Source organism: Paenibacillus sp. J22P51 (assembly GCF_059692215.1).
In genome coordinates, this window is record NZ_JCAUAZ010000012.1 from 80,680 (window position 1) to 105,722 (window position 25,043).

Annotated in this window: 25 protein-coding genes and 1 riboswitch; all 25 genes read left to right on the forward strand. The window is 41.4% G+C overall.

Going from position 1 to position 25,043, the window contains the following annotated elements:
- Positions 1-67 precede the first annotated feature (67 nt).
- Entirely contained in the window at positions 68-3,133 is a 3,066-nt protein-coding gene (locus AC58QC_RS22530) for an S-layer homology domain-containing protein (RefSeq protein WP_497417296.1), read from the forward strand.
- Positions 3,134-3,235: 102 nt separating this feature from the next.
- Complete coding sequence (locus tag AC58QC_RS22535) at positions 3,236-3,781, forward strand: hypothetical protein (RefSeq protein ID WP_497417297.1); 546 nt, start codon at positions 3,236-3,238, stop codon at positions 3,779-3,781.
- Positions 3,782-3,933: 152 nt separating this feature from the next.
- Entirely contained in the window at positions 3,934-4,203 is a 270-nt protein-coding gene (locus AC58QC_RS22540; RefSeq protein WP_497417298.1) for an alpha/beta-type small acid-soluble spore protein, read from the forward strand.
- A 393-nt stretch (positions 4,204-4,596) separates the two neighbouring features.
- A complete protein-coding gene (gene metK / locus AC58QC_RS22545; protein WP_497417299.1) occupies positions 4,597-5,811 on the forward strand; it encodes a methionine adenosyltransferase in 1,215 nt (404 codons plus the stop codon).
- A 197-nt stretch (positions 5,812-6,008) separates the two neighbouring features.
- Positions 6,009-6,350, forward strand: coding sequence for a hypothetical protein (locus AC58QC_RS22550; RefSeq protein ID WP_497417300.1), 342 nt, complete (start codon positions 6,009-6,011; stop codon positions 6,348-6,350).
- Between the two features lie 204 nt (positions 6,351-6,554).
- Positions 6,555-9,158, forward strand: a complete 2,604-nt coding sequence (locus tag AC58QC_RS22555; RefSeq protein WP_497417301.1) for a stalk domain-containing protein — start codon at positions 6,555-6,557, stop codon at positions 9,156-9,158.
- A 99-nt stretch (positions 9,159-9,257) separates the two neighbouring features.
- Positions 9,258-10,421: a sensor histidine kinase gene (locus AC58QC_RS22560; protein WP_497417302.1), complete on the forward strand. Its 1,164-nt coding sequence runs from the start codon at positions 9,258-9,260 to the stop codon at positions 10,419-10,421.
- Between the two features lies 1 nt (position 10,422).
- The gene (locus AC58QC_RS22565) at positions 10,423-11,148 is read left to right on the forward strand and encodes a response regulator (protein WP_497417303.1); all 726 of its coding nucleotides are present in this window, start codon (positions 10,423-10,425) and stop codon (positions 11,146-11,148) included.
- Between the two features lie 80 nt (positions 11,149-11,228).
- Positions 11,229-11,624 (forward strand): hypothetical protein, encoded by a 396-nt coding sequence (locus AC58QC_RS22570; protein WP_497417304.1) that lies wholly within the window; start codon positions 11,229-11,231, stop codon positions 11,622-11,624.
- Between the two features lie 47 nt (positions 11,625-11,671).
- Positions 11,672-13,519, forward strand: coding sequence for an ATP-dependent helicase ComFA (locus AC58QC_RS22575; RefSeq protein WP_497417305.1), 1,848 nt, complete (start codon positions 11,672-11,674; stop codon positions 13,517-13,519).
- Positions 13,516-14,283, forward strand: a complete 768-nt coding sequence (locus AC58QC_RS22580; RefSeq protein WP_497417306.1) for a ComFC family protein — start codon at positions 13,516-13,518, stop codon at positions 14,281-14,283. Before AC58QC_RS22575 ends, AC58QC_RS22580 begins: the two co-directional genes overlap by 4 nt.
- 115 nt (positions 14,284-14,398) lie before the next feature.
- Positions 14,399-14,815 (forward strand): flagellar protein, encoded by a 417-nt coding sequence (locus AC58QC_RS22585; RefSeq protein ID WP_497417375.1) that lies wholly within the window; start codon positions 14,399-14,401, stop codon positions 14,813-14,815.
- Positions 14,816-14,912: 97 nt separating this feature from the next.
- Positions 14,913-15,182, forward strand: a complete 270-nt coding sequence (flgM, locus tag AC58QC_RS22590) for a flagellar biosynthesis anti-sigma factor FlgM (protein WP_497417307.1) — start codon at positions 14,913-14,915, stop codon at positions 15,180-15,182.
- 40 nt (positions 15,183-15,222) lie between these two features.
- The gene (locus AC58QC_RS22595; protein ID WP_497417308.1) at positions 15,223-15,723 is read left to right on the forward strand and encodes a flagellar protein FlgN; all 501 of its coding nucleotides are present in this window, start codon (positions 15,223-15,225) and stop codon (positions 15,721-15,723) included.
- Between the two features lie 12 nt (positions 15,724-15,735).
- Complete coding sequence (gene flgK / locus AC58QC_RS22600) at positions 15,736-17,301, forward strand: flagellar hook-associated protein FlgK (RefSeq protein WP_497417309.1); 1,566 nt, start codon at positions 15,736-15,738, stop codon at positions 17,299-17,301.
- A 26-nt stretch (positions 17,302-17,327) separates the two neighbouring features.
- Positions 17,328-18,254 carry a flagellar hook-associated protein FlgL gene (flgL, locus tag AC58QC_RS22605; RefSeq protein WP_497417310.1) on the forward strand — a complete coding sequence of 309 codons (927 nt, stop codon included), beginning with the start codon at positions 17,328-17,330 and terminating at the stop codon, positions 18,252-18,254.
- A 14-nt stretch (positions 18,255-18,268) separates the two neighbouring features.
- Positions 18,269-18,835 carry a DUF6470 family protein gene (locus AC58QC_RS22610; RefSeq protein ID WP_497417311.1) on the forward strand — a complete coding sequence of 189 codons (567 nt, stop codon included), beginning with the start codon at positions 18,269-18,271 and terminating at the stop codon, positions 18,833-18,835.
- A 68-nt stretch (positions 18,836-18,903) separates the two neighbouring features.
- A complete protein-coding gene (gene fliW, locus AC58QC_RS22615) occupies positions 18,904-19,338 on the forward strand; it encodes a flagellar assembly protein FliW (RefSeq protein ID WP_497417312.1) in 435 nt (144 codons plus the stop codon).
- A complete protein-coding gene (csrA, locus tag AC58QC_RS22620) occupies positions 19,332-19,565 on the forward strand; it encodes a carbon storage regulator CsrA (protein WP_497417313.1) in 234 nt (77 codons plus the stop codon). The genes fliW and csrA overlap by 7 nt, the downstream gene beginning before the upstream one ends.
- Positions 19,566-19,736: 171 nt before the next feature.
- Positions 19,737-20,555, forward strand: coding sequence for a flagellin N-terminal helical domain-containing protein (locus AC58QC_RS22625; protein WP_497417314.1), 819 nt, complete (start codon positions 19,737-19,739; stop codon positions 20,553-20,555).
- A gap of 58 nt (positions 20,556-20,613) precedes the next feature.
- Positions 20,614-21,663, forward strand: a complete 1,050-nt coding sequence (locus AC58QC_RS22630; protein WP_497417315.1) for a glycosyltransferase — start codon at positions 20,614-20,616, stop codon at positions 21,661-21,663.
- Positions 21,664-21,735: 72 nt separating this feature from the next.
- Entirely contained in the window at positions 21,736-23,568 is a 1,833-nt protein-coding gene (gene fliD, locus AC58QC_RS22635; protein ID WP_497417316.1) for a flagellar filament capping protein FliD, read from the forward strand.
- 17 nt (positions 23,569-23,585) lie between these two features.
- Positions 23,586-23,978: a flagellar protein FlaG gene (locus tag AC58QC_RS22640; protein WP_497417317.1), complete on the forward strand. Its 393-nt coding sequence runs from the start codon at positions 23,586-23,588 to the stop codon at positions 23,976-23,978.
- Positions 23,979-23,983: 5 nt separating this feature from the next.
- Positions 23,984-24,370 (forward strand): flagellar export chaperone FliS, encoded by a 387-nt coding sequence (gene fliS / locus AC58QC_RS22645; RefSeq protein ID WP_497417318.1) that lies wholly within the window; start codon positions 23,984-23,986, stop codon positions 24,368-24,370.
- On the forward strand, positions 24,367-24,741 hold the full coding sequence (locus tag AC58QC_RS22650; protein WP_497417319.1) for a hypothetical protein: 375 nt from the start codon (positions 24,367-24,369) through the stop codon (positions 24,739-24,741). The genes fliS and AC58QC_RS22650 overlap by 4 nt, the downstream gene beginning before the upstream one ends.
- A 177-nt stretch (positions 24,742-24,918) precedes the next feature.
- Positions 24,919-25,012, forward strand: a riboswitch (cyclic di-GMP riboswitch).
- The last annotated feature ends 31 nt before the right edge of the window (positions 25,013-25,043 follow it).

Genomic DNA, 25,043 nt, shown 5'->3' on the forward strand with positions numbered 1-25,043 from the left:
GCTTGAGAGCTACAAGCGAACCTTAGTTATATTATGCTCTAACTCTGGAGAGGGGGTGAACAATAAGATGAGTAAATCGAGCTGGAATAAAGAACAAACAAACTTAAAAAATAAAACTCACGATATTCAAGGAGGAGAAAAAAAGGTTATGAAAAAAAGTTTAAAAGTAATCGCAACAGCAACACTAGCATTCTCTATGTTCGCTTCGGTGGCAATGGCTGCTGAGTCAGCTCCAACAGCGGTAACAACACAAGCTGCAGTTAAAACTTCCAAAGACTTTACAGATCTTGCTGGTAAAGACGCAGCATTGCTTGCGAAAATCGATGCATTGCTTGCAAAAGGCTACATGGAAGGTAAAACAGATACAACTTTCGACGTAACAGGTAACATGACTCGTGCGGAAGCTGCTAAATTGGTTGCTAAAATCTTCAACCTAACTGTTGGAACTGATAAAACTTCTTCTTTCAAAGATGTTGATGGAACTGATGCTTCCATAGCATGGTCAATTCCTTTCATCGAAGCAGCTAAAAAAGCTGGTATCATCGATGGTATGACTGATACAACTTTCGCTCCAAAAGATAACGTTACATTAGGTCAACTTGCTACATTGCTTGTTAAAGGCTTTGGTAAAGCAGCTGACGTTAAAACAACTACTCCTTGGTACCAAGGTTACCTAGATGTTGCTAAAGCAGCTGGTGTAGACCTAGGAGCTGACGGCGCTAAACTTGCAACTCGTGCTGATCTTGTTGTAGGTTCATACGCTGCTGACGTGGCTGTTCAATCTCAAGGTAAAGTATCCGTTACAGAAGCTAAAGCAACTGGCGTTACTAAAGTTGAAGTTAAACTTAGCAAAGCAGTTGACACAGCTGTAGCAACACTTTCTCTTGCTAATGGTAATACTGCTCTAGCAACTACTGCAGTATGGTCCGCTGACAAGAAATCCGCAGTATTGACTTTGAAAGACTACAAGCTAACTGCTGGTGAGTACACTGTAACTCTTGGTGGAGTTGATGCAGCGACTGTTGCAACTGGAGTTGCTAAATTCACTGCTGAAGACGAGAAAGTAACTAAAATCGAATTCGTAAATGCAAGTGAGAAAATCGCTCGCAGTGCGAAAGTAAAAATCAAAGTAAAAGCTACTAACCAATATGGCGAAAATGCTGCATTCACTGGTGGAAGCTATACAGCATACGTGAACGGTAACACTGAAGCAATTACAAGAAACGACGACACTGGTTTACTAGAGCTTGATGTTAACACTGAAGTGGTGGGTGGAGTTGCTACACAACCTGAAGTTTCTGTACTTCCAGTCAACGTGTTCTTCAATAACTCTGCTGTATCCGTACAAAAAGTGTTCAAAATTGGAACAGCTCCTTTCATCTCCAAAATTGAACTTGGAACTGTTAAATACCCAGGAGACAAGAAGGCACTTACTAGCAAAGGTGACGTAGCTGAGTTCAGCCTTACTAAGTATGACCAGTACGGTGACGTTGTTACTTCAGATTCTACTAACGCTAACGCTGTTACAACTGAATCCATTCTTTCCCCTTATTCCTACGACAATGCAGTACTTGTTGATAAATCCGACTTCGGTAAAATCAAAGTAACTCTTGACAAAAACGTCGAGAAAGATGCTGATTATACTGTAACATTATTCGTTGGTTCTTCTTCTGCTACAGCAACTGTAAGCATTAAGTCTTCCAAAGTAGCTAACAAAGTTGAGTTTGGAGCTTTCACAGGCGTTCTTGCAGCTGAGGATACTAACAAGTATGTTCCAATCGTTGCTTATGATGCAGCTGGAAACAAATTAACGCAAGATGAAATCGTTGATAATGCAAAGAACGGTAGATTCACTGTTCAAGTATCTGGTGCAACTGTTGCTACTGGTACTGGCATGGTTGGAACTACAGGTGTTGTTGAGACAGGCGAAAATAAAGGTAAATTGAAACTTGCTACTGTTACATCTGGCGAAAGAGGAATCGTATTCCTAAACGTTGGTATCTACTCAACTGGAGTTCAAAACAATGCTACATTGAACCTTAATGTTGTTGAAGTTCGTAAACCAACCACAATCGCTGTTGATACAGATCCAGCTGCTAAAGCTGTACTTGGAGCAACGTCCAAATTTAAATTGTTAGTTAAAGACCAATACGGTGCTACTCTAGATGCACTTAAACCGTCTGTAGCTGCTAAATACGCTATCAAAACAAGCGTAACAGGAACAACTTATGCTACTGTTGCTGGTCAAGATGCTGCTTATCCTTACACAGCTGGATCAGAGCTTATTAACTTCACTGGCTTTAACAAAGGCTTTGTGTTTAACACAATCACAGGTACAGCAGGTAAAGCAGAGTTCAAAGCAACTCTAGTAGAGATTGTTAATGCTGCTGATCGCACTAAAGATAAAGTTATCAAAGAAGTAGCTAAGTCCATCACAACTGTAGCTAACGATAGCTCCTTGACTTACAGCGTGAATACTGTTAAAGATCTACATGCTTCTCTTGATAGTGGATACCTGACTGCAGCTCAAAAAGTTGACACTCAATACTTCACAGTAGCAACAGGTCGCATTGTAGAAATTACTGCAGTTGACGGATCTGGCAACAAAGTAGCTATTCCAAACAACCGTGTAATTGGCGCAACTTCTTCCAACACAACAGTTGCTAAAGTTGCATACAGCGCAGTTGATGGTCAAGTAAAAGTTATTGGTAACAAAGTGGGAACAGCTACAATTACAGTTGCATTCAAAGCAGCTAACAATGAAGTTATTTCCAAAGCTGTAGACGTAAACGTTAAAGTAGATGCTCCTGTAGTTGCTACAATCACTGCAGATGCTTCGAAAGCTTTGACTGCTGGTACAGTTGGTGCTGCTGGAAATGTTTATGATCTAATGAACATTAAAGTTGTTGACAACTATGGTATTGAATTCACTGGTGCAAACATCAACGCTTACAACGCAATTACAGGCGTGCTGTACACAGTTTCTGGTGTTAAAGCAACTAGTGGAACTGCTGGAACTGTAACAGTTGATCAATCAACTGGCGCAGTAACAATTGGTGCAAATGTTAATGAGTTCTTGTTAACAGCTGTAACAAGCAATGGTAAAACAGTTTCTACAATCGTTACGAACTAATCTTTTGTAAAACCTGTAACAAATTTAGAAAGACCCTTCGGGGTCTTTCTTTGTTTATTACATAGTATTTCTATGATATAAGAAATGAAAAGGAGAGAATTCATGAAAATCAAACTAACCCTAACAGCAATTCTACTAACGTTTCTCCTAAGCACTTTCGTAACAACCTTCCAAGCCGAAGCCCCAACACCAGGCACAACAGACCCGCTGATCACTCAAAGCTACTTCGAGCAGAACACCTTAAGCGAAGCAAAGGTGAAGGAGATTGTTGCCTCCGCGATCGCAGCTGCTGGCGGAAGCCAGCCTAGCGGGAGCAACGGAGGCACGAGCACTACCCCAACGGGAGCGGCGAACATGAAGGTTGTCCAATTGCAGAATGGACAAACCCTGTACGCAGGCGCTGGCGCGGAGTTTATCGTGCGAAGCGGCAAGGTACTCGCCGTGAGCAACGATGAGAATGGCATCCCGGATGTAACGGGAGGCAAAGACTTGGCAGCGGGGACGGAAGTCGCGCTGAATCATCTTTTGATTTTCCCGACTGAGGGCCGAGGTATTAAGCCATCACCGAAGAATGACACGTCCATTTATGTAATGGTACGTGGTGGATTTTTGATTTTGAATGCAGACGGTAGTAAGGTTACGCAATAAATATCTACTCCATAATTTTACCCAAATTGACAACTTCTTATTCGTGTTGCCTGTACGATTCTAGCCATACTAATCATTGTACCCAACTGAGAAAGGTCAGCTGCTTAACACGTACATGATCACAACTAAAAACTCTGAGGAGGCGTTTGGTTATGGCTAGAAGTAAAGTGGTTCCGGAGTCGAAAAAGGCATTGGATATTCTAAAGTATGAAATTGCAGCTGAATTGGGCTTGCCGGTAGGTAAGCAAATGTCGTCGTTGAATGCTGATACGGAGTTTGCGACTGAACTAGGCTCTATCCAAGCATCATCAGTGAAGGAAGACTACTGGGGACATATCACATCTAGAGATGCAGGAGCTGTAGGCGGTCGGATTACGCAGCGACTGATCCAAAGGGCGGAAGAAACTCTATTTACTTTGTAATCATTTATCTATATTGAAACACCTTAGAGGCCAGCTATCGCTGACCTCTTTGTTCATTCTGCAGGTTGTAATTTACGCTGTAATCCTCAATCCAAATCGAAATTATAAATTGACATTAGACGACAAATGAAGTAGGATGGTTTATTGAAGGTCAATATTTAATTTAACCTTTTCCTATAGGGGAAGGGTCAATTTAATGTTGTCTTTATTCATGATTTATATATATTTACCTAGTGCGGAATTCAAAGATCTTGTCAGCGCATGAGCGCAAAAGAGGGATTCCGTTTGGCGTGAAAAGCTGCCGCTAAAGCCGGGCCCAATTTTTTTTATTTATAGAGGCATCGAGTAGAAGCTTTTCAAACATACTAATGATAATGTAGGAGGATGAATAATATGGCTCAAGTACGTGGACGTCGTTTATTTACATCCGAATCCGTAACAGAAGGTCATCCAGATAAAATTTGTGACCAAATTTCTGACTCGGTATTGGATGCATTTCTAGCTAATGATCCGAATGCTCGTGTAGCATGTGAGGTATCTGTAGCAACTGGTTTAGTTTTGGTAATTGGTGAAATCACTTCAAGCTCTGAATACGTAGATATTCAAGCGATCGCAAGACAAACAATTAAGGAAATTGGTTACACACGCGCGAAGTACGGATTTGACTCCCAAACATGTGCGGTTCTCGTTTCCTTGAACGAACAATCTCCTGATATTGCACAAGGTGTGGATAGAGCCCTTGAAGCAAGAGAAGGTTCCATGTCTGATGAAGAAATCGAAGCGATTGGTGCTGGTGACCAAGGCTTAATGTTCGGTTTCGCAGTTAACGAGACGCCTGAGCTTATGCCTCTTCCGATCTCCATTTCTCACCAATTGGCTCGTCGTTTGACAGAAGTTCGTAAGAATGGCACTCTTCCATACCTGCGTCCAGATGGTAAAACACAAGTAACTGTTGAGTACATCGATGATAAACCAGTTCGTGTAGACGCAATCGTTGTATCCACACAGCATGATGAGAATACAACTTTGGAGCAAATCCAAAAAGACATTAAAGAACATGTTATTAACCCAATCGTTCCAGCTCATTTGTTAGATGAGAACACAAACTATTTCATCAACCCTACTGGTCGTTTCGTTATCGGTGGACCTCAAGGGGATGCTGGTTTGACTGGACGTAAAATTATCGTTGATACGTATGGTGGTTATGCTCGTCATGGCGGCGGTGCGTTCTCTGGTAAGGATCCAACAAAAGTTGACCGTTCTGGTGCTTACGCGGCGCGTTATGTTGCTAAGAACATCGTAGCAGCTGGTCTTGCTGAGAAATGTGAAGTTCAATTGGCTTATGCGATTGGTGTTGCTCGTCCGGTGTCCATTGCTGTGGATACGTTCGGTACGGCTAAAGTAAGTGAAGAGAAGCTTGTTGAGCTGATTCACTCAAACTTTGACCTTCGCCCAGCGGGTATCATTAAAGAACTTGATCTTCGTCGTCCTATCTACCGTCAAACAGCGGCTTATGGCCACTTCGGTCGTAACGATCTTGATGTTCCTTGGGAGCGTACAGATAAAGCAGAAACGTTGAAAGCACAAGCGTTAGAGCTTAAGCTTTAGAATAGAGAGAAGCCGTCCTTTGTGGGCGGCTTTTTGTTTATGTCTATTATAAAAACTACTTAAGTGATATTATTTAATTGCAATTGTAAACTTAATTATAGTAATATCTGTATATGTCATCTCATGCCATTACATAGGGAATTATGTTATGATGAATACTAGATAAGTTCTGTTTTATTAGAAGAAGGGAGAGCGATATGTTAGATAACGATTTGAAAAACGCACTTACCGCTATACTTAAGGCAGAATTATCACCAGTACTTGTAAGATTAGAAGGCATTGATTCACGATTAAATGGAATGGACGTAAGATTAGAAGGCATTGATTCACGATTAAATGGAATGGAAGTAAGGTTAGATGGGATGGACTCTAAATTAGACAGAATAGAATTCGAACAATCTCAAATCAAACAAGCCGTATTAGAAACTAATGAGATCGTGAAGCGTCTGGAGGTTGTTCAAGAACAACAACACAGGATTATTGAGCTTCTCTCAGCGCGTTCGATTGAACAAGAGGCTAAATTAAAGAAAATTATTTGATTATATTTATATACACAAAGCATCTCAAGCAGAGAGCAAACCCGGGGAGGGTTATGCTCTTTTTAGTTTTTGATGCCTTATTTGCTGACATATGAATACAACATGGAGAATATCGTAACTTTTTCCATAGTTTAAGAGTCTATATAGTTATCGCATGAATGATAGATACTAGACTTAGATGAAAAAGAGGAGTGGAACAGCAACGTGAAGGTACAGAGGCAAGTAGGAGTAGCTGCACTGGCTTGCGCAATGATGTGGCAGTTAGTAGCGGGGACAACGGTGAACGCGGCGGGCACGAAGTTGACGCTGAGCTCGCAAGAGACGATTACATCAGGCGCAATCATGAAAAATTACGTATGGACAACAACACGAAGCAATAAGGAAGTATCGGTGAACGCCAATGTGGTCGAGGTTGATCTAACGAACCCGAACGTGAAGATAGACGCAATGGCAGGCACGAAGAACCAGTTTACGAAGAACCAGAGTGTGCTTGGCATGGTGAAGGATACAGGTGCTGTAGCTGGGGTGAACGGTGACTTCTACAATACGCAGGCAGAAGGTGTACCGGAGGGGGCACAGATCACGAATGGACAAGTGATGTCAACGCCTGCGAAGATCTCAGGTATGTACTCATTTGCAATTACGAATACGAATCAGCCAATTATTGATATTTTTGATTTTCAGGGTAAGGTTACGGCAAAGGATGGCACACAGTTCGAGCTTGGCGGCGTGAACAAAACGTTCTACTGGGACGACAATGACGTTCCGATGATTGCAGACGGCCTATTCCTCTATACAAGTGCTTGGGCGATGACACAGCGTGCTGTGGATGGTACACACGTACCAACCGAGGCTCTCATCCAGAATGATATCGTCAAGGAAATCCAGATCGATACAAATGTGAAAATGATTGCTCCTGCAGATGGGTATATTCTAAGAGGCTCCGGATTAGCTAGGGAATTTATCGTAAATCACCTCAAGGTTGGGGATAAAATTACGACGAAGTATGATATGGTACCGCACGATGCATCCAAGACCTATGATTGGAAAAACTTCAAAATGCTCATCGGTGGCAGCACCTTGCTGGTGGATGAGGCAAAGCCGAGCTATTTTACGCGGAATATTAATGATTTTAACGGATATAGTCCACTTTCACGGACGGCTGTTGGTTACTCGAAAGACTTGAAGAAGGCTTATATTATTACTTCCGACCGCAGCGGTGATAGTGCCGGTATGACACTCCCAGAGCTGCAGCAGTTCATGATTGATGCAGGTGTTTGGAGGGGAATGGTGCTTGACGGCGGTGGTTCGACACAGATGGTGTCTAGGCCGTTAGGTGATGTGGATCCGAAGCTTTGGAACAAAACACAGAATGGCAATCAGCGTGCTGTTGTAAATGGATTGGGTGTGTATTCGACAGCGCCGAAGGGTGAGTTGAAAGGTCTTATTTTAAAAGGGCAATCCTTATTATTCATGAATGAATCCAGCACTTATCAATTTAAAGCATATGATGATTATTATAATCCGATTGCAACGACTGGCATTATTCCACAGTGGAGCAGCACGATGGCTAATGGCTCTTTCAAAGATAACATTTATACACCGACGATGCCTGGGAAAACGCAGATTGTCGCTAGATCAGGCAAAGGATCCGCGACTATGGATGTCGAAATTGTCGGGCGTGATCAGATTACGTCGATGGCTTTTAGCTCCGGGGCATTTTCGCTGACAGAAGGCGGCGATTTCAAGCTTCCGATTACCGTTACAACACGAAGTGGAGCAAACAGAGAACTACCCGCGGCATCAGCCACTTGGGAGCTCAGCGGTGTTAAGGGGACGATCACCAACGGCGTTCTGCACGTAGACAGCACAGCGGGAGCGCAAACTGCCCAGGTCATCGCACGATACGATGGGTATAGCACAATGGTCACACTTCCAGTAGGACAGGAGAAGGTTTGGTACGATCTTGATAAATTTGCTGTGATGACAACTGGGGATAAATATCCGGCAGAGGTCGTTTCTACAGTTAATATTGCACAAAACAATGGAAATAAGAATTTGGAAATCGCCTATGATTTCACCAAAGGACTAGGTACGAAAGCGGCCTACGCGAAGTTTAATAACGGGAACGGTGCACCAATTGAGGGTGAACCTGAATTTATTACTGCTAAAGTCCTAGGCGATGGCAGCTTCAATTGGGTTCGTGCAGAGGTCATTGATGCTGACGGCAAGTTGAACTATGTGAGTTTTACGGAAAACATGAACTGGACAGGCTGGCGCAAGGTGACGGCCGATGTTTCGGATCTGAAGGCACCTCTTATGGTCAAAAGCATTTATGTCGCAAATCCAGCTAACGGACAGGATGAAAGAGCTGCTAAAGGGAAAATTAATATTGACGATATTTCATTCATTTATAAAGGGCAGCTGCCTGCACTACCGAAAAATGCAATTAAACTTACTGTAAATAAAAAGCAAGCAACCTTGAATAGCAAAGCGATGACTTTAGAGCAAGCACCGACGATCGTGAAGGATAATACGTTGGTTCCGATTCGTTTCGTCACGGAGGCATTGGGTGGAACTGTGAAGTGGGACGACAAGGAACGTAAGGTAACCGTTATTCGTGGTGATAAGCTAATTGACCTCTGGATTGATCAACCGGATCTGCTTGTAAACGGCTTGCGAGTCACTGCAGAGGTGTCGCCAGCGATCATGAATAATGTGACTATGGTCCCATTACGGCTAATTTCTGAGAGATTAGGCTTCAAAGTAGGCTGGGATCCCCAGAATTATGGAATTTCTATTGAATAAATAGTACTAGAAGTACACGGCAAACGGGAAGAACTATGCTACAATATGGGGTAGACAACTTACTACTATATGGTTTTATCAAAAAGGAGCTCGTTTCATGTGCAACCAGACGCTATAGACCAGGTCATTACCAACGCCATTAACGTCATGGAAAGCAGCAAGTATCAATTGTTTGAAATTGCTGAGTCATCACGCTTAGAGAAAGAGTCACTTGCTCGAGAGCTGAATGACATTAAGCATGAGACGGGTGTCACGATTGATCTCGTGGATATGTTAGAGAAAGAATACAAGAGGTCGCGGATCCGACTAACGGAAGTGAGTCGTGATTTCAACAAGTATCGTGAAGAAGATATCAAGATTGCTTATGAAGCCGCTATCGCTTTTCAATTACAGCTAACCGTTGCGCGGGAAAAAGAGAATACTCTCAAGGACCGACGCAATGACCTGCAGCTTCGCATGAAGAATGTGGACAAGCAGGTAGAACGTGCCGAGACGATCGTCTCTCAGATGAATGTGGCATTGGAATACTTATCAGGGGATCTCAATCAGTTAACACGTATAATTGAGTCTGCTAAGAATCGACAACTGCTGGGGCTGAAAATTATTCTGGCTCAGGAGGAAGAACGCAAACGAATCGCACGAGAAATTCATGATGGCATGGCTCAAACCTTGGCGAATGTCGTGCTTCGGACTGAAATTGCCCATCGCATGCTCGTGAAGGAAGATATTTCCGCGGTGAAGGATGAGTTAATCGATTTAAAGGGACAAGTCAGAAATGGCCTTGAGGAGGTTCGGAAGATTATCTTCAACCTCCGGCCAATGGCGCTCGATGATTTAGGGATTGTGCCTACTTTGCGGAAATATGTGCAGGATTTCGAAGATAAATATCGAATCCACACACAATTCAACTTGGTTGGGAAAGAGACACGCATACCGTCCGGTCTAGAAATTGCTATTTTCCGATTGGTGCAGGAAGCTTTATCGAATGTATACAAACATGCCAAAGCAACCTTCTTGTCTGTTGAACTCACATTAGAACCAGATCAAGTTCAGATCTACGTTGTAGATAACGGAATCGGCTTTGATGTGCCGCTAACAGAACTAAGAATAGCCAAGGGAAATAACTTTGGTCTTCTGGGAATGCGAGAGCGTGTGGAGCTGCTAGAAGGTACGATGGTTCTGGAGTCCGAGAAAGATTCAGGAACAAAAATTACGATGCTCATCCCTATCGGCGGCGTTGGAGAGAACAAGGAGGATAATTAGAATGGACAACACGGGGAGTCATAAACGCAATGTGCATATTGTCATTGCCGACGATCATCAGCTATTTCGTGAAGGTGTAAAACGAATCATTAATATGGAAGATGATATGGAAGTTATCGGTGAGTGTGGCGATGGGATCCAAGTCATTGAATTGTGTAATCAGATCACGCCAGATATTGTGCTCATGGACATTAATATGCCACTTGAGAACGGTGTCATCGCAACAGAACGTCTGAAACTGATTTTTCCTGATATCAAAGTCATCATTCTTTCTATTCATGATGATGAAAGCTATGTGTTTGAAACACTGCGTAAAGGGGCTTCTGGCTACTTGTTGAAGGATATGGAAGCAGAGTCGCTAATTAATGCGATTCGTTCAGTTGTTGCAGGACATGCCTACATTCATCCTAAAGTAACGGGCAAGCTTATTAATCAACTAAGACGTATGACGTATCTGGATGACGCTGGTGTAGTTGGAACAGGCACAGCCGCTAAGGATTCCGCGCTGAAATACATACATAATGCGAACAGCCCATTGACCAAAAGGGAAGCGGAAGTGCTTCGTCTTATGGCAGAAGGCAAAAGCAATAAGCTGATTGGTGAGTTCCTTTATATCAGTGAGAAAACAGTGAAAAACCACGTAAGTAGTATTCTTCAAAAAATGGAAGTCGATGACCGTACACAAGCGGTAATTATTGCTATCAAAAATGGTTGGGTAACGCTGTAATTCACAGACTCTCATTACAATGCCAATAGGAACCCCCCTTTGCTCTGCCGCATACACTGCAGGTAAGGGAGGGACCCGCTATGTGGATTGGATTGCTTTGTATCTTCGGTTGCTATGGCGTGAGCATTGTCATGCTGCATCTCTTATTGGGTGCCCGTAAGGGGACTAAGAAGAAACCAGCTACTATTTTACTTGTTACCAAAAATAATCAAAATCAGATTGAGTGGGTTATTCGCTCATTGTTTTTCTTTTCGCGTGTAAAAGGCAATCAGGTTAGAGCAACAATCATCGATGAGGGTTCGTCCGACGATACGCGAGAGATCATTGAGCGCTTATCCCAAACGTATGCGTTGGAACTGCGTTTACAGTCGGATTATGATGCGGTTGATCGCTTTCTGAGTCAGCATGACGAAGATCCTGTTGTACTTGTTCATCTCAGCAACAGGGAGGATCTCGTGAAGATCCCTGTTATCTGATGGTGAACGCTTTCAAATAGTATGTTATGAAGAGAGTACGGTGAGGAATGAAGGTTCAGATCTATGCTGTTCGTAAGGCAAATGTATGGGAATGGCGAGTTACGGTACACGCCCAGACGGATATCCAATATTGGTTCGAGCACTACGCAGCCGACGCCGGCCTCGTATTGTTCGAACCTTTTATTTCTTTAGGGCAGGGCATGGAACTGCTTGAGAAGTTAAGTAAGATGGCAGTTGTAACGGATGGCAAAGAAAGTGAGAGTCGTTTACTTGCGATGGTTAAGCGAGAGGCTATGGCGATTGGAATGACGAATGCGGATGAGATGCGTTCTGAAATGATGGTATACTCGCTATGGTGTGATGAGCGTGTTCGCAGAGTAAAGATTCTTTCGAGCGCATATATCAGTCTTGTTGAAGCTTGCAAAGGGCGTTCCTTGCTGGTAGATGAGCTTCAACAGCTGATAGAGGCGTCTGGGGCGGAGTTAGCTGGGTTGGAGTCCTTGTGGCCAGCCTACCTGCAACTCGCACACCTCAATGGTGATGTGGTGCTCACGAATGGCTTACGCATTCGAGAAAGGCGTGACTGGCGAAAGTGGTTCAGGACAGTTTCGGACTACGTATGTAAACGCTGTGGAAGCGGAGCGGAGCGAATGTTCTGGTCGCCATGCTTGCATTGCGGACAAGCGTGTCCCTATTGTGAGGAGTGTCTCACGATGGGGAGGGTTCGCTCTTGTTCTTTGCTTGTTCACGGAGGCTCAGGTGAAACAGCTTCTAAGTCGGAAGCTGCAGCCGATTTGCAAACGTACATCGCACCCTGGGGACTAAGTGATGCGCAAACCAAAGCTTCCCTTGATGGTTTGAGCTATATCCAGGGCAAGCAACCAGAGGGCACAGGGAAGTTCCTCATCTGGGCCGTCACTGGCGCCGGGAAGACGGAGATGATCTTCCCGTTCATTCACTACACTGCCGCCCGTGGCGGGCGTGTCCTCATTGCAACACCACGCAAAGACGTGGTGTTAGAGCTAGAGCCGCGCATCCAGCGGGCGTTCGCTAACTACAGCGTGGTCACGCTGTATGGAGGAAGCGAGCAGCGCTGGGAGCAAGGGCAAATCACCATCGCAACAACGCATCAGCTGTTGCGCTTTCATCAAGCCTTCGACCTCGTCATCATCGATGAAATCGATGCCTTCCCGTATCATAACAACCCGATGCTCAGCTACGCTGCTGAGAGCGTATGCAAGCCCAGCGGGACGAATATCCTGCTGTCGGCAACACCGCCTGTGCGGATTAGGCAAGCCGCCGAGCGCGGGCGCTTACCGCATGTTCGCGTACCCGTACGCTTTCATAAACATCCCCTGCCTGTCCCTCTTTTGATTTCTACTCCTACAGTAAGGAAGTTCATCGCTGCACAAACCATTCCGCTGTCGATTCAATCCCGCTTGGAGGTTTCCATTGAACGTGGTGCGCAAGTTTTTGTTTTCGTCCCGAATATCCAGCTCGTAGAGCCGATGGTAGCGTTATTAAGAATTAGGTTAAAAGGTGATGCGGCTGTTCGCGTAGAGGGAACCTCCTCCAAGGATCTGTCGCGTACTGGGAAGGTGCAGCTTTTCCGCAATCGGGAAATTCGTGTGCTCGTCACGACGACCATCCTTGAGCGAGGGGTAACCGTGCCCCAGTCGGATGTTTTCATTTTGGACGCGGACTCGAGGTTGTTCGACGAAGCTGCGCTAGTCCAGATGGCGGGACGTGCTGGAAGATCGAAAGATGACCCGCATGGGAAGGTGTATTTTGCTGCTGCTGAAACAACAAGATCCCAGAAAGAAGCCGTTCGACAGATCCGTACAATGAATCGGATAGCCCGTAAACAGGGTTTTCTACAAGGGGGCGTGACATGAGCAAGTGGTGGAGAAAAACGGGGAACGCGTTATTTTCGCTGTTAAGTCCCAAGAGAGAAGCCTGTTTATTATGTAAACAAATGTGCAGCTTGGAGAGAGGCGAGCTAGGGCTTTGTCATACGTGCTATATACGAATTCCGTGGATTCGCAAGGTAGTTTGTGCATCCTGTGGAAGAGGAGAGTACTGTCCAGACTGTCGCCGGAAGCCGCATGCCCATTTCACTAGAAGTCGGAGTGCCGTCCGATATGATGAAGTGATGAAAGAGCTATTGGCCAGGTACAAATATCGAGGGGATGAACGATTGAAGACAGTTCTCGGCCATATGCTTGTTCACGCTTTTCAGCTAATGCAGTTAGAGAGGACGGCAACGCAGCTAATAGGAGCGGGTGAGGTGCGAGAGTACATCACATACGTACCTGTTAGCGAACGTCGCTTGCAAGAGCGTGGATTCAATCAAGCGGAGCAAATGGCTATAGAGTTAGGTCGACGAGTCGGCCTCCCGGTCGTACGCTTGCTGAATCGTTCTAAGCATACAGATAAGCAAAGTTTTAAGAAACGGAGTGAGAGGATCGACGATCTGGCGCATGTTTTTGAAGTTGATGCCTCGGGTCAGCCTGAATTAGATGCTCAGGGAGCGCCGATTATCGTTTATATCGTCGATGATGTATACACAACGGGGAGTACCATGAACCAATGTGCGATGGCAATTAAGGAACGAATGTTGATACCTGTCGAAATATATGGGCTAACTTGGGCGAGGTAGAAGTGTGGTAGTTCTATTTCTCTGAAAATAAGGATAGGCAAACGCCGTCGAATTGCGGTAAACTGGAATTAAAGAGCGGAAACTGGGAATACTAAAAGGAGGCCATATTATGGGTATGAACGTGGCGAATTGTTCGCGTTGTGGAAAGATATTTGTGAAAGGCTTCGCAGAGTTTTGCCCGAACTGCATGAAGGACCTGGAGCTTCAATACGAGAAATGTTTGAAATACCTGCGTGAAAACAAGGGTGTCAATATAAATGATTTAAGCGAAGCAACAGGTGTAACTGTTAAACAAATCACCAAGTTTATTCGTGAGGGTCGCATTTCTATCATGAATGCGCCTAATATGTCTTACCCATGTGAAGTGTGCGGAACGTTGATCCGTGAAAATACAATCTGTGAACCTTGCCGCAGTAAGCTCGTGAAAGATGTTAGGAACAATGCGGAGGATGAACAACGGAAGTCGGAACAAGGGGCCAAAGAAGGTCAGGTTAGTTTTAAAATTAAAGATCGTTTAAGAGATCGACATTAAACAATGGATAGATATAAAGTTTCATATACCGGATGCCGATAATAGGAGTAATGATTATCGGTTTTTTGTTTATTAGAGGGATAGTGAGGTGTAACCTATGAAAATCAATGAGAATCAACGAATCGGAAATATCAACAAATATATACAAAGCAATGAAGGTAGATCTGCAAACGGAACGGAAAAGAAAAAAAGAAAAGATGAAGTGCAAATCTCTCCTGAGGCCAAAGAATTGCTTGAAAACACGAACGGACTTCAAGGAACTGAACAAAGAAAACATATTGAAGAGCTAAAGAGGTCTGTTGCAGCAGGAACGTATCGGGTTGACGCCAACCAAATTGCAGAAAAATTGTATCCTTACTTACGATAAGTACTAGACATATATCCTGAAGAGAAATAGGTGGTTTCGAGTGTCCATTTCAGCCATTGTGGAAACGATAGAGGAGTTAATTGCCCTTCATGATGCCCTATTGGTGACTTCCAAGGAAAAAACACCGGTTCTCGTGGACAATCGGATAGATCGATTAAACCAAATTGTCCTTAAAGAGAGCAAACTGATTAAGCAGATTGAGGAAATCAATCAACTTCGAGTTCAATTGATTGGTGAATATTTGTTGTCCAGAGGTTATAGGCCAGACCCGCGGGTTAAAGTCAGTGATTTAATCAAAGTGATTTTTAAGGCCGAAGAGAAGAAGAACCTTACTGACATACATGAGAGATTATCTACTAAAATTAAGGAATTACAAGAGATCAATGAGTTAAATCAGAATCTAATTGAGCATTCTTTATCGTTCGTGGATTATTCTATTAATTTATTGATGAATACAACCGAACAAGATGCCGTATACAGTAACCCTAATCAGCAGTATCAAACTTCATCAAGAAGCGGTTGGTTCGATACGAAAGCGTAAAGGAGAAAGATTATGAGATCCACATTTCATTTGCTGGAAACGTCTAAACGTAGTTTGTTTACGCAACAGGCAGCTCTAAGCACGACAGGGCATAACATAGCTAACGCTAACACGCCGGGCTACTCTAGGCAAATTACGAATATGACCGAAAGTATCCCTATTGAAGCCTTTGGCATGAACCGTTCCAATGCGCCTGGGCAACTTGGAACAGGGGTTGAGGTAACTTCAATTACCAGAGTTCGCGAGAAATTTCTGGATGATCAATATCGGAATGAGAATAAGGCATTTGGAAGTTGGAATATCCAGTCTGACACTCTCGAAAAATTGGAAAAAATTATGAATGAACCGACCGATTCAGGGCTTAGAACTGTTCTGGATAATTTCTGGAAAGCGTGGTCTGATTTAAGTAAAGATCCTGAAAGTGTCTCTGCACGTAAGGTCGTTAAGGAGACTGCTGTTGCTTTGGCAGATACGTTTAATTTTACAAGCAGCAAGTTGAAAGATTTACAAGAAGATTTGACCAATAGTATTGAATTAAAATCAAAAGAGATCAATTCGCTCTCTTCCTCGATTGCAAATTTAAATCTCGAAATCAAAAAGATCGAAAGCTTGGGCGATGATGCTAATGATCTAAGAGATCAGAGGGATTTACTAACGGACAACCTATCCAAAATCGTAAACATTAAGGTCGTTGATACACCGGATGGGTATACCATTAATATGGGTAATACGAATTTAGTTACTGGTGATACTACCAATCCAACTACTTCTGCCTCTTTAATGTCCGCGTATGCTTCAAGTGATCTGAATAGCGGTGAGGTACATGGTATTATTGTCTCTAGAGATAAATTTGTAGTTGATTATCAAAATCAACTAAACACGCTTGCTGATACAATTGCTAACGGCGACATCCAGATTACAATCCCTAAGGGAACAGTTTTGCCTGATAAAACCATATTTAACGGTATTACATATACAGGAGCTTCTAGAGAGCTCGCTAGTGATATAACGGTAACAGTAAAAGGGTTAAATGGCCTGCATAAGCTTGGATACACACTGGAGAATCCTGTTAAACCCGGTCTTGACTTCTTTACAGCCAAAGCGGGCTCGACCGGAATAACCGCGGACAGCATACAATTTAATCCTATTATTGACGGAGACACTTCTAAGATAGCCAGTTCTATGAGAACTAGCGGTACTGGCGTGGCGGAAACAGTCGTAAAGGGAAATAATACACTGGCCTTATTAATGGGACAATTAAAGGATACTAGTTTTGACTTTAATCCCGCAAAATCCGGTGCCATTCTGGGTTCGGGAACACTCGATGATTTCTTCAGATCCATTGTCAGTCAACTCGGTGTACAAGCTCAAGAGGCAACACGGCAGCAGAGCAATCAAAAGACGTTAGTCGATCAAGTAGAGAGCCGTAGGCAATCTGTAAGCGGAGTTTCATTGGATGAAGAAATGTCAAACATGATTAAGTTTCAGCATGCCTATTCTGCTGCTGCTCGAGTTATGACCACATTTGATGAAATGTTGGATAAGGTTATTAATGGAATGGGCGTAGTAGGTAGATAATCATGTTTGACTAGGAGGTTGTTCAGTTGGTTTTAAGAGTAACGCAAGGAATGATACAATCACAGCTTCTTTTTAACATAAGCAATAATGTGAAGCGTATGAGCGAGAGTCAGAATCAACTTTCTACGGGTAAAAAACTTAATAAACCTTCCGATGATCCCGTAGGGATTTCTTATGCACTTCGGTATCGCAGTGAAATTTCTATAAATGACCAGTATCAAAGAAACATTGATGCGGCTAAATCCGCTGTTGACCATACAGAGACAGTTTTATCCCAAATAAATGACGTCATGCAAAGGGCCAAAGAGTTAACGGTTCAAGGACTAAACGGAACAAACCCACAATCGGCGTTAGATGCAATTGGCATCGAAATGGGACAATTATATGAAACGGCAGTAGGTCTTGGAAATGATCAATTAAATGGTAAGTATACATTTAATGGGCAATTTACAGATAAACAGCCTTATAATGTTAGTACAGCGTCATCAGATCAAACTGATGATCAAAAGATTAATTATCAGATTTCTGCGGGCATTACTATATCTGTGAATCAAACAGGAACTGATGTCTTTGGGGCAGGTGATACAGCTACTAGTCCCAATAATGATAACCTCTTTAAAATATTGAAGGGTCTGCAGAATGCTTTTTCCCCAACTCCTCCAGGCACGGCAAATTTGGTGGCTGCAGGACAGTTAATGACCGATCTATCAAAACGATTTGACAATTTTTTACAAGTTAGATCTGAAGTAGGTGCGCGAGCTAACCGTATTGATCTAATGGATAACAGACTTAAAGATCTAAACGTAAACCTTACCGATCTCAGCAGCAAAACTGAAGATGCAGACATGGCTGAAACTATTACCAAATTAAAAACGGATGAAAATGTATACCAAGCTTCTCTATCAACAGGAGCGAAAATTATCCAACCCAGCTTAATTGACTTCTTAAGATAATAAGGAGGTTCGTTTTGAACATACCTAGATTATCTATCCACCAAACTTACGCAGAGATCGGCATCGATACCCAGAGAACGCAACTCTCTATAGAATCCCCGCCCGGCCAATTGGTTATCAAGCAGCAAGAGGCAACAATTGATATTACCAGTCCCATGGGAGAATTAAGCGTTGATTCTTCTGCCGCTTGGAGTGCCTTAGGTAAGGGAAACCATTTGGAGTGGATGAACCAAATTTACAGCCAGCTACAATCAGTTGCGCTGCAAGCAATCGGTAAGATTGTTGAAGATGGCAACCGAATGGCCATGATCACAAATACAAGTAATCCATTTTCCGAGATTGCCGCAAACCAAATGAATGAACAAAACCCTGTACAATATGTAGGTGAGGCTTCCAATCTTAATGTTAAGCTGAATTATGAAATGAGGAAGCCAGAAATAAACATAACGCCCCATCAAGCTGATATACAATATACACCTCAGAAACCCCAGGTCAATTATGTTCCTGGAAATATTGATATTTATGTAAAGCACAAAAACTCAATAGAAATTAACGTAAGTTCGTATGATTGGTATAAGTAGCAATTAATCAATAATTTAAGGCAATAGCTAATGCTATTGCCTTAAATTATTGAAGAGGAGGATAAAGAATGTTTAATTATTTAAATGGGAAAACAATTAGCTTTAATGGAACAATACTTGGTTTTAAGGAATTAGATATATTTGAATTGGAGATAATTGATGCAAATGGACCTTTTGCATATTTAAAGAGTATAGAAGAAAAGAGTATCGGTTTTGTTGTAGCCGATCCATTTACTTTTTTCAAAGAATATAGTTTTGAATTGGATGAAAAAGATAAGGCGTGGTTGCACATAAATACTCATGAGGAAGTTCTTGTGTTAGGGATTATTACCTTGAAAGATCCCTTTGAAAAATCAACAATGAATTTGGTGGCGCCGCTTGTTATTAATATTAATCATCTTGCAGGAAGTCAAATTGTGCATGCACCATCTAAAGGATATAGTACCCAAACACCTTTATTTCCAAAATTAAACGAGAAAGGAATTGAAGGTGAATCATGTTAATTCTTACAAGAAAAATTGGCCAGTCTATTCTAATAGGTGAAAATGTTGAAGTCTTCATCACATCTATAGAGGGGGATCAAGTGAAAATAGGTATAAAAGCTCCTAACGAGACAAGGATATTTCGTAAGGAAGTGTTTGAGGCAATTCAGCAGAGCAATAAACAAGCGATTACAAGGCTGCCGAATATCGAGAACATGAGAAAAATGATGAATTTAGAAGAGATTTAGGGTAGATAAACCTATTGCCTATATTAAAATGATAAAAAAATTATAAAAATAGTGAAAAAGAACTAATTAGCTATAAACTTTCTCCAGAGTTCAGCCGATAATATAAAAGTAAGGTCAAAGACCTAAATAATCCACATGGATGTGGAATACAAATTCAAGGAGGAATAACAAATGATTATCAATCACAACATGAATGCAATGAACTCGCACCGCAACCTGCAACTGAACAATATTCAACAAGGTAAATCCAGTGAGAAACTATCGTCTGGTTACCGCATCAACCGTGCAGCTGACGATGCAGCAGGTCTTTCCATCTCCGAAAAAATGCGCGCGCAAATCAAATCCTTAGGTCAAGCACAACGTAATTCTCAAGATGGTATTTCACTTGTACAAACAGCTGAGGGTGCAATGAGTGAAGTTTCTGATATGCTTGGTCGCATGAAAGAATTAGCAGTTCAAGCAAACAACGCTACTTACAATGCTTCTGACGTAGCTGCTATGGACAAGGAATATCAGGCTTTGAAAGGTGCAATCGATGGTGTTGCTACAACAACTAAATTTAACGGAATTACTCTGTTAGATGGTTCCACTACAGCTCCACTCACAATTCAAATTGGCGATTCAGTTGCTGATGTAGCTGCTATCGACTTAACAAACACTGATATTACATCCGGTGCTGCAGCTCTAAATCTTGGAACACTCTCAGCTGCATCTTCTGGTGCACAATTAGGGGCAATTGATACTGCTATTGGTAAAGTTAACGGCTTCCGTTCAGATCTTGGTGCATTCCAAAATCGCTTAGAGCATGTATTTAATAACCTGGGTACAACAGCAGAGAACTTGCAGGGTGCAGAATCCCGTATCCGTGATACAGATATGGCGAAAGAAATGATGAGCTACACGAAGTTCAACATTCTTCAACAAGCAGCAACTGCAATGTTGGCTCAAGCAAACCAAGCCCCTCAAGGTGTTCTTCAATTGCTTCGTTAATTTGCAAACTAGAAAAAAGCCCATGTATTTGGGCTTTTTTCGTTATATAGGGGGAACTATGAAAGTTAGCGTTTGTATGATTGTGCGTGATGAGGAAGCGAATATCGGAAATGCTTTAAGTAGTATCCCAGAGTCTTACGAGAAGATAGTAGTGGATACGGGGTCAATAGATCAAACTGTTAAAATTGCTTTGGAGCTAGGTGCAAAAGTAAGTCATTATACCTGGAACCACGATTTTTCAGCTGCAAGAAATGCATCTATTACTCAAGCCAATGGAGATTACATCCTTGTCTTAGATGCTGATGAAAAGCTTGCCGAAGATGCAGAGAGACAGATTAATAAATTTGTATCAGAATATCCCATTCATGCTGGTACAGTTATTATAAATAATATACAGGCCCAAGAGGTCACTAGACATAGGATGGTTAGGTTTTTCCCAAATAACTCCCAGTTTTTTTTTCGTGGAAAGGTACATGAACAAGTATACTGTAATGATGTGGTAGCTGATTTCATGGACACAAAAGTGAAAATAATTCATTCTGGTTATCACTCAGACCAGTATGATAATAAAGATAAGTTCAAAAGATATTTGGAAGTTTATAATGAACATTTAATAAAATTCCCAAATGACGGTTACATGCTCTATCAATTAGGTAAATTATATTTTTCTAAACATCATTTTCAACAGGCTCGTGAAGTATTTTATAAGTCGTTGAGCCAAAATGAAGAATCAATGCTATATTTCCCGGTTCTACTTGTATCTTTGGGATATGTGCTTAAGCATTTGGGACAAAGCGCGGAAGCTGAAAAGTTATTGCTAGCTTACTTTAACGTGTACAGAAATTACCCTGATTTGCCATTTTTACTTGGATTACTTGCAATGGATACAGGGAAAATAGAAAGCATCGAAAGTAATTTCAAGAAAGCTCTAGAAATTGGAGAAACAGATAAATATACATCAGTTGATGGTGTCGGGTCTTATAAGGCGGCCTTCAATTTGGGGATTTATTACGAACTGACAGGCAATCTAAATCTAGCTAGGAGTTATTATGAGATTTCCGCTAAATATGAATATAGGGAGGCTCAAGTAAGATTATTAAAAATATAAAAAAATTACTATAATTCGAGAGATAAATGGTCGATATAATAGTATATAGAAATAAATTGGAGGTAATGGGATATGCCGATGAGAATTAGTGGTATGGGCTCGGGTATGGACATCGACAAAATTGTCGGTGATTTAATGAAGGCAGAAAAAATGCCACGGGAAAAGTTGAATCAAAAAAAACAAGTACTTAGCTGGCAAACAGACATGTACAGAGAAGTTAACTCAAAACTTGCCAGTTTTAGAGATTTTTTAAGTGGAATGAGATTTTCAAGTGCCTTAAACCAATCTCAAGCAGCATCTTCAAATCCATCTCAAGTATCGGTAACGGCGAGTAATATTGCCAACCCAATATCACACACGATTGCTGTAAATGAATTAGCATCTGGCGCAATCAAGAATAGTACTCCAGGAGGAGTTTCTAACCCAGCGCTCATTGGGAATTCTTTAGCTGCTAGTATTAACATTACAAGTGGCGGAGCAACCCCTAATGATTCCATTAATGTAACTTTGAATGGAGTAACACAAACCATTAAGCTTACAGCGGGTACTTATGATAACAGCCAATTAACAACTGAGGTTCAAAAACAGTTGGATAATGCTTTTGGTGCAAATAAAATTAACGCTAGCCTTAATGGGGGCAAGCTGGAAATTGTACCGAATGGGTCAAGTGGAAGCCTACCGCAAGTAGTCATAGGTGCGGTATCTGGAAACAGTGGCATAACGGACTTGGGGTTTGTTGATCAACAATCTTATAAAATTAATGTAAAAGCTCAGTTAAAGGACATTGCTTCCAAGTTCTCGACTCCACTTACTATAACTCCAGCAGGTTCGACATTTGATTTTAAAGTAAATGGTCAAGTAATATCATACACGGATACAGACACACTCAGCTCAATTATTTCAAGAGTGAACAGTTCCGCAGCCAATGTAAATATGAGCTATGATTCAATTAGTGATTCATTTACATTTAGTAGTAAAACAGTAGGTGCAACCGCACAGGTTGATCTTCAATCTGGAAGTGGTAATTTTCTCAGCTCTATAAAAATGAATTCAACGATAGTATCGGGTAAAGATGCTGATGTAACAATTGATGGAGTACCATCCAAACGAGATTCTAACAGCTTTACATTAGATGGGGTCACTTACTCTTTAAATAGCAAGACAACATCAGATGTAACAGTTTCTGTTACAAAAGATAATGATGCTATTCTGAGTAAAATTAAAGATTTTGTGACTCAGTATAATGATATGATTGGTTTCATTAATCAAAGATTAAGCGATACAAAAGTAAAAGGTTATGATCCATTAACTGATGAGCAAAAGAGTAGTATGAAGGATACTGATATTACTTTATGGGAAAATAAGGCGAAGGCAGGTCTTTTGCATAATGATACGATATTATCAAAAACCGCGAGTAATTTCCGCTCATTATTAACCGAAACGGTACAAAATATTCCTACAGCATATAATGCACTATATAAAGTTGGTATAACTACGGTTTCTCCTGCAGCAGCTTATAATCCTATTGATGCAGGTAAAATAAAACTCGATGAAACCAAATTAAAACAAGCATTATCACAAGATCCAACTAGTGTAATTAACCTTTTTACTAACCAATCATCGAACGATGTTTTGGATGAAAAAGGAATTGCACAAGCATTATATGAACAAGTAAACAACAGTCTGAGCGACCTAGTCAAGAAAGCTGGACGCGTCGGTGGAATTTCAACAGACATAAGTACCGATTTAGGGAAAAGGCTTTATGACATGCAGAATAGTATTAGTACTTTTGATCGTAAATTAAGCAGTAAAGAAGATTACTACTATAAAAGATTTACCGCTATGGATCAGGCTGTTGCTAATGGAAACAGTCAAATGTCATGGTTGTCTCAGCAATTCAAATAATATAGGGGGTATTACAGATGAACATAAATTCTATCTCAGCTAAAGGAAGTGTTACTCAAACAATAACTGATGTGGTTACAAAGGCATATAAGAGTGATACTATCCAAGAAGGTAATCATTCAAGTTCAGTTGATTCTTCCTCCTATGTTGAGTTAAGGCATAAAAAAAGTTATGAGTTGTCCATTGCTGATGAGGCAGTTATCAAAGCGATTAATAAAGCCAATCAATCAATTATGGGTGTAGAAAAGAAATTTCAGTACAGTATTCATAAGCAAACTGGGGATATAGTGGTAAAAGTTCTCAATGCGGAGACTAATGAGGTAATTAGAGAGGTGCCACCAGAGAAATTCCTGGATTTAATGGACAAGTTACAGGAGATTAGTGGCGCTATTTTTGATGAGAGGGGATAACAACAATGAATAAAGCACAGAATCTTTACATTAATACTCAGGTTAATACTGCCCAACCAGGAGAACTTACTTTGATGCTCTATAATGGTTGCTTAAAATTTATGAAGCAGGCTCTTGATGGGATGAATAAAAAGGATTATGAGCTAAAAAATAGTAATCTCACTCGAGCTCAAGATATTATTAATGAACTCTTAATTACACTAAACATGAATTATGAGATTTCGAAGCAATTATCAGCGTTATACAACTATATTAAAGAAAAATTAATCTATGCAAATGTTCAATTGGATGTTGAAAGTCTTCAAATATGTATAGATTTTATTCAAGAACTAAGGGATACATGGTCTGAAGCTCTGAAGGTTATTAAGTCGAATAACAAGGTAACCGTATGATCCAGATTCAAAGCGCACCTGATTCCTTGTTCGTTACATTGAAGCACTCTATAGAAAAAGTTTTGGAGCTAGATTTAGGAATGGATGATTCAATAGAACAGCTAAATAATTTGCAAATAGAGCAAAATGAGCTTCGAGAGAAAATAGACAAACTTAACTTTCATTATAGTAAGTCAAATTCTTCGCAAGAATTAATAGCAGTAGTTAAAGAATGCATTGATCTGCAAGCCCGATTAAATGAGAAGATGAATAGCTACAAATTGGAGTTGGCCCGCAACATTAAACATATTGAAAATGGTCATAAGGCACGGAATGGCTATCGATTATTACCTACACAGATAGATGGTTATTTTATAGATAAACATAATTAACAAATGAGAAAACCGGTAGGTATTCCCATCTTTTTTAAAGGATTGGAAAGGCTTTCTGGAATAAATATTAGGGAATGCGACCCAAACTTTTGTCATAACTTAATAAAATAACTGTTCTACCGGTGTGTTATTTATGGTAATATTTACTTATGTAATCGCTTGATTTCTACAAAATAACAGCATATTTGGCAAACCTATAGAGATATAGGGACGCAAAGCCATGGGTCTTGAATAGTCAGAATAGACTACTCATGATCGCCAGGTTGCAAACTGTTTGAATGTTTCTTCAAGCAATAGCAATC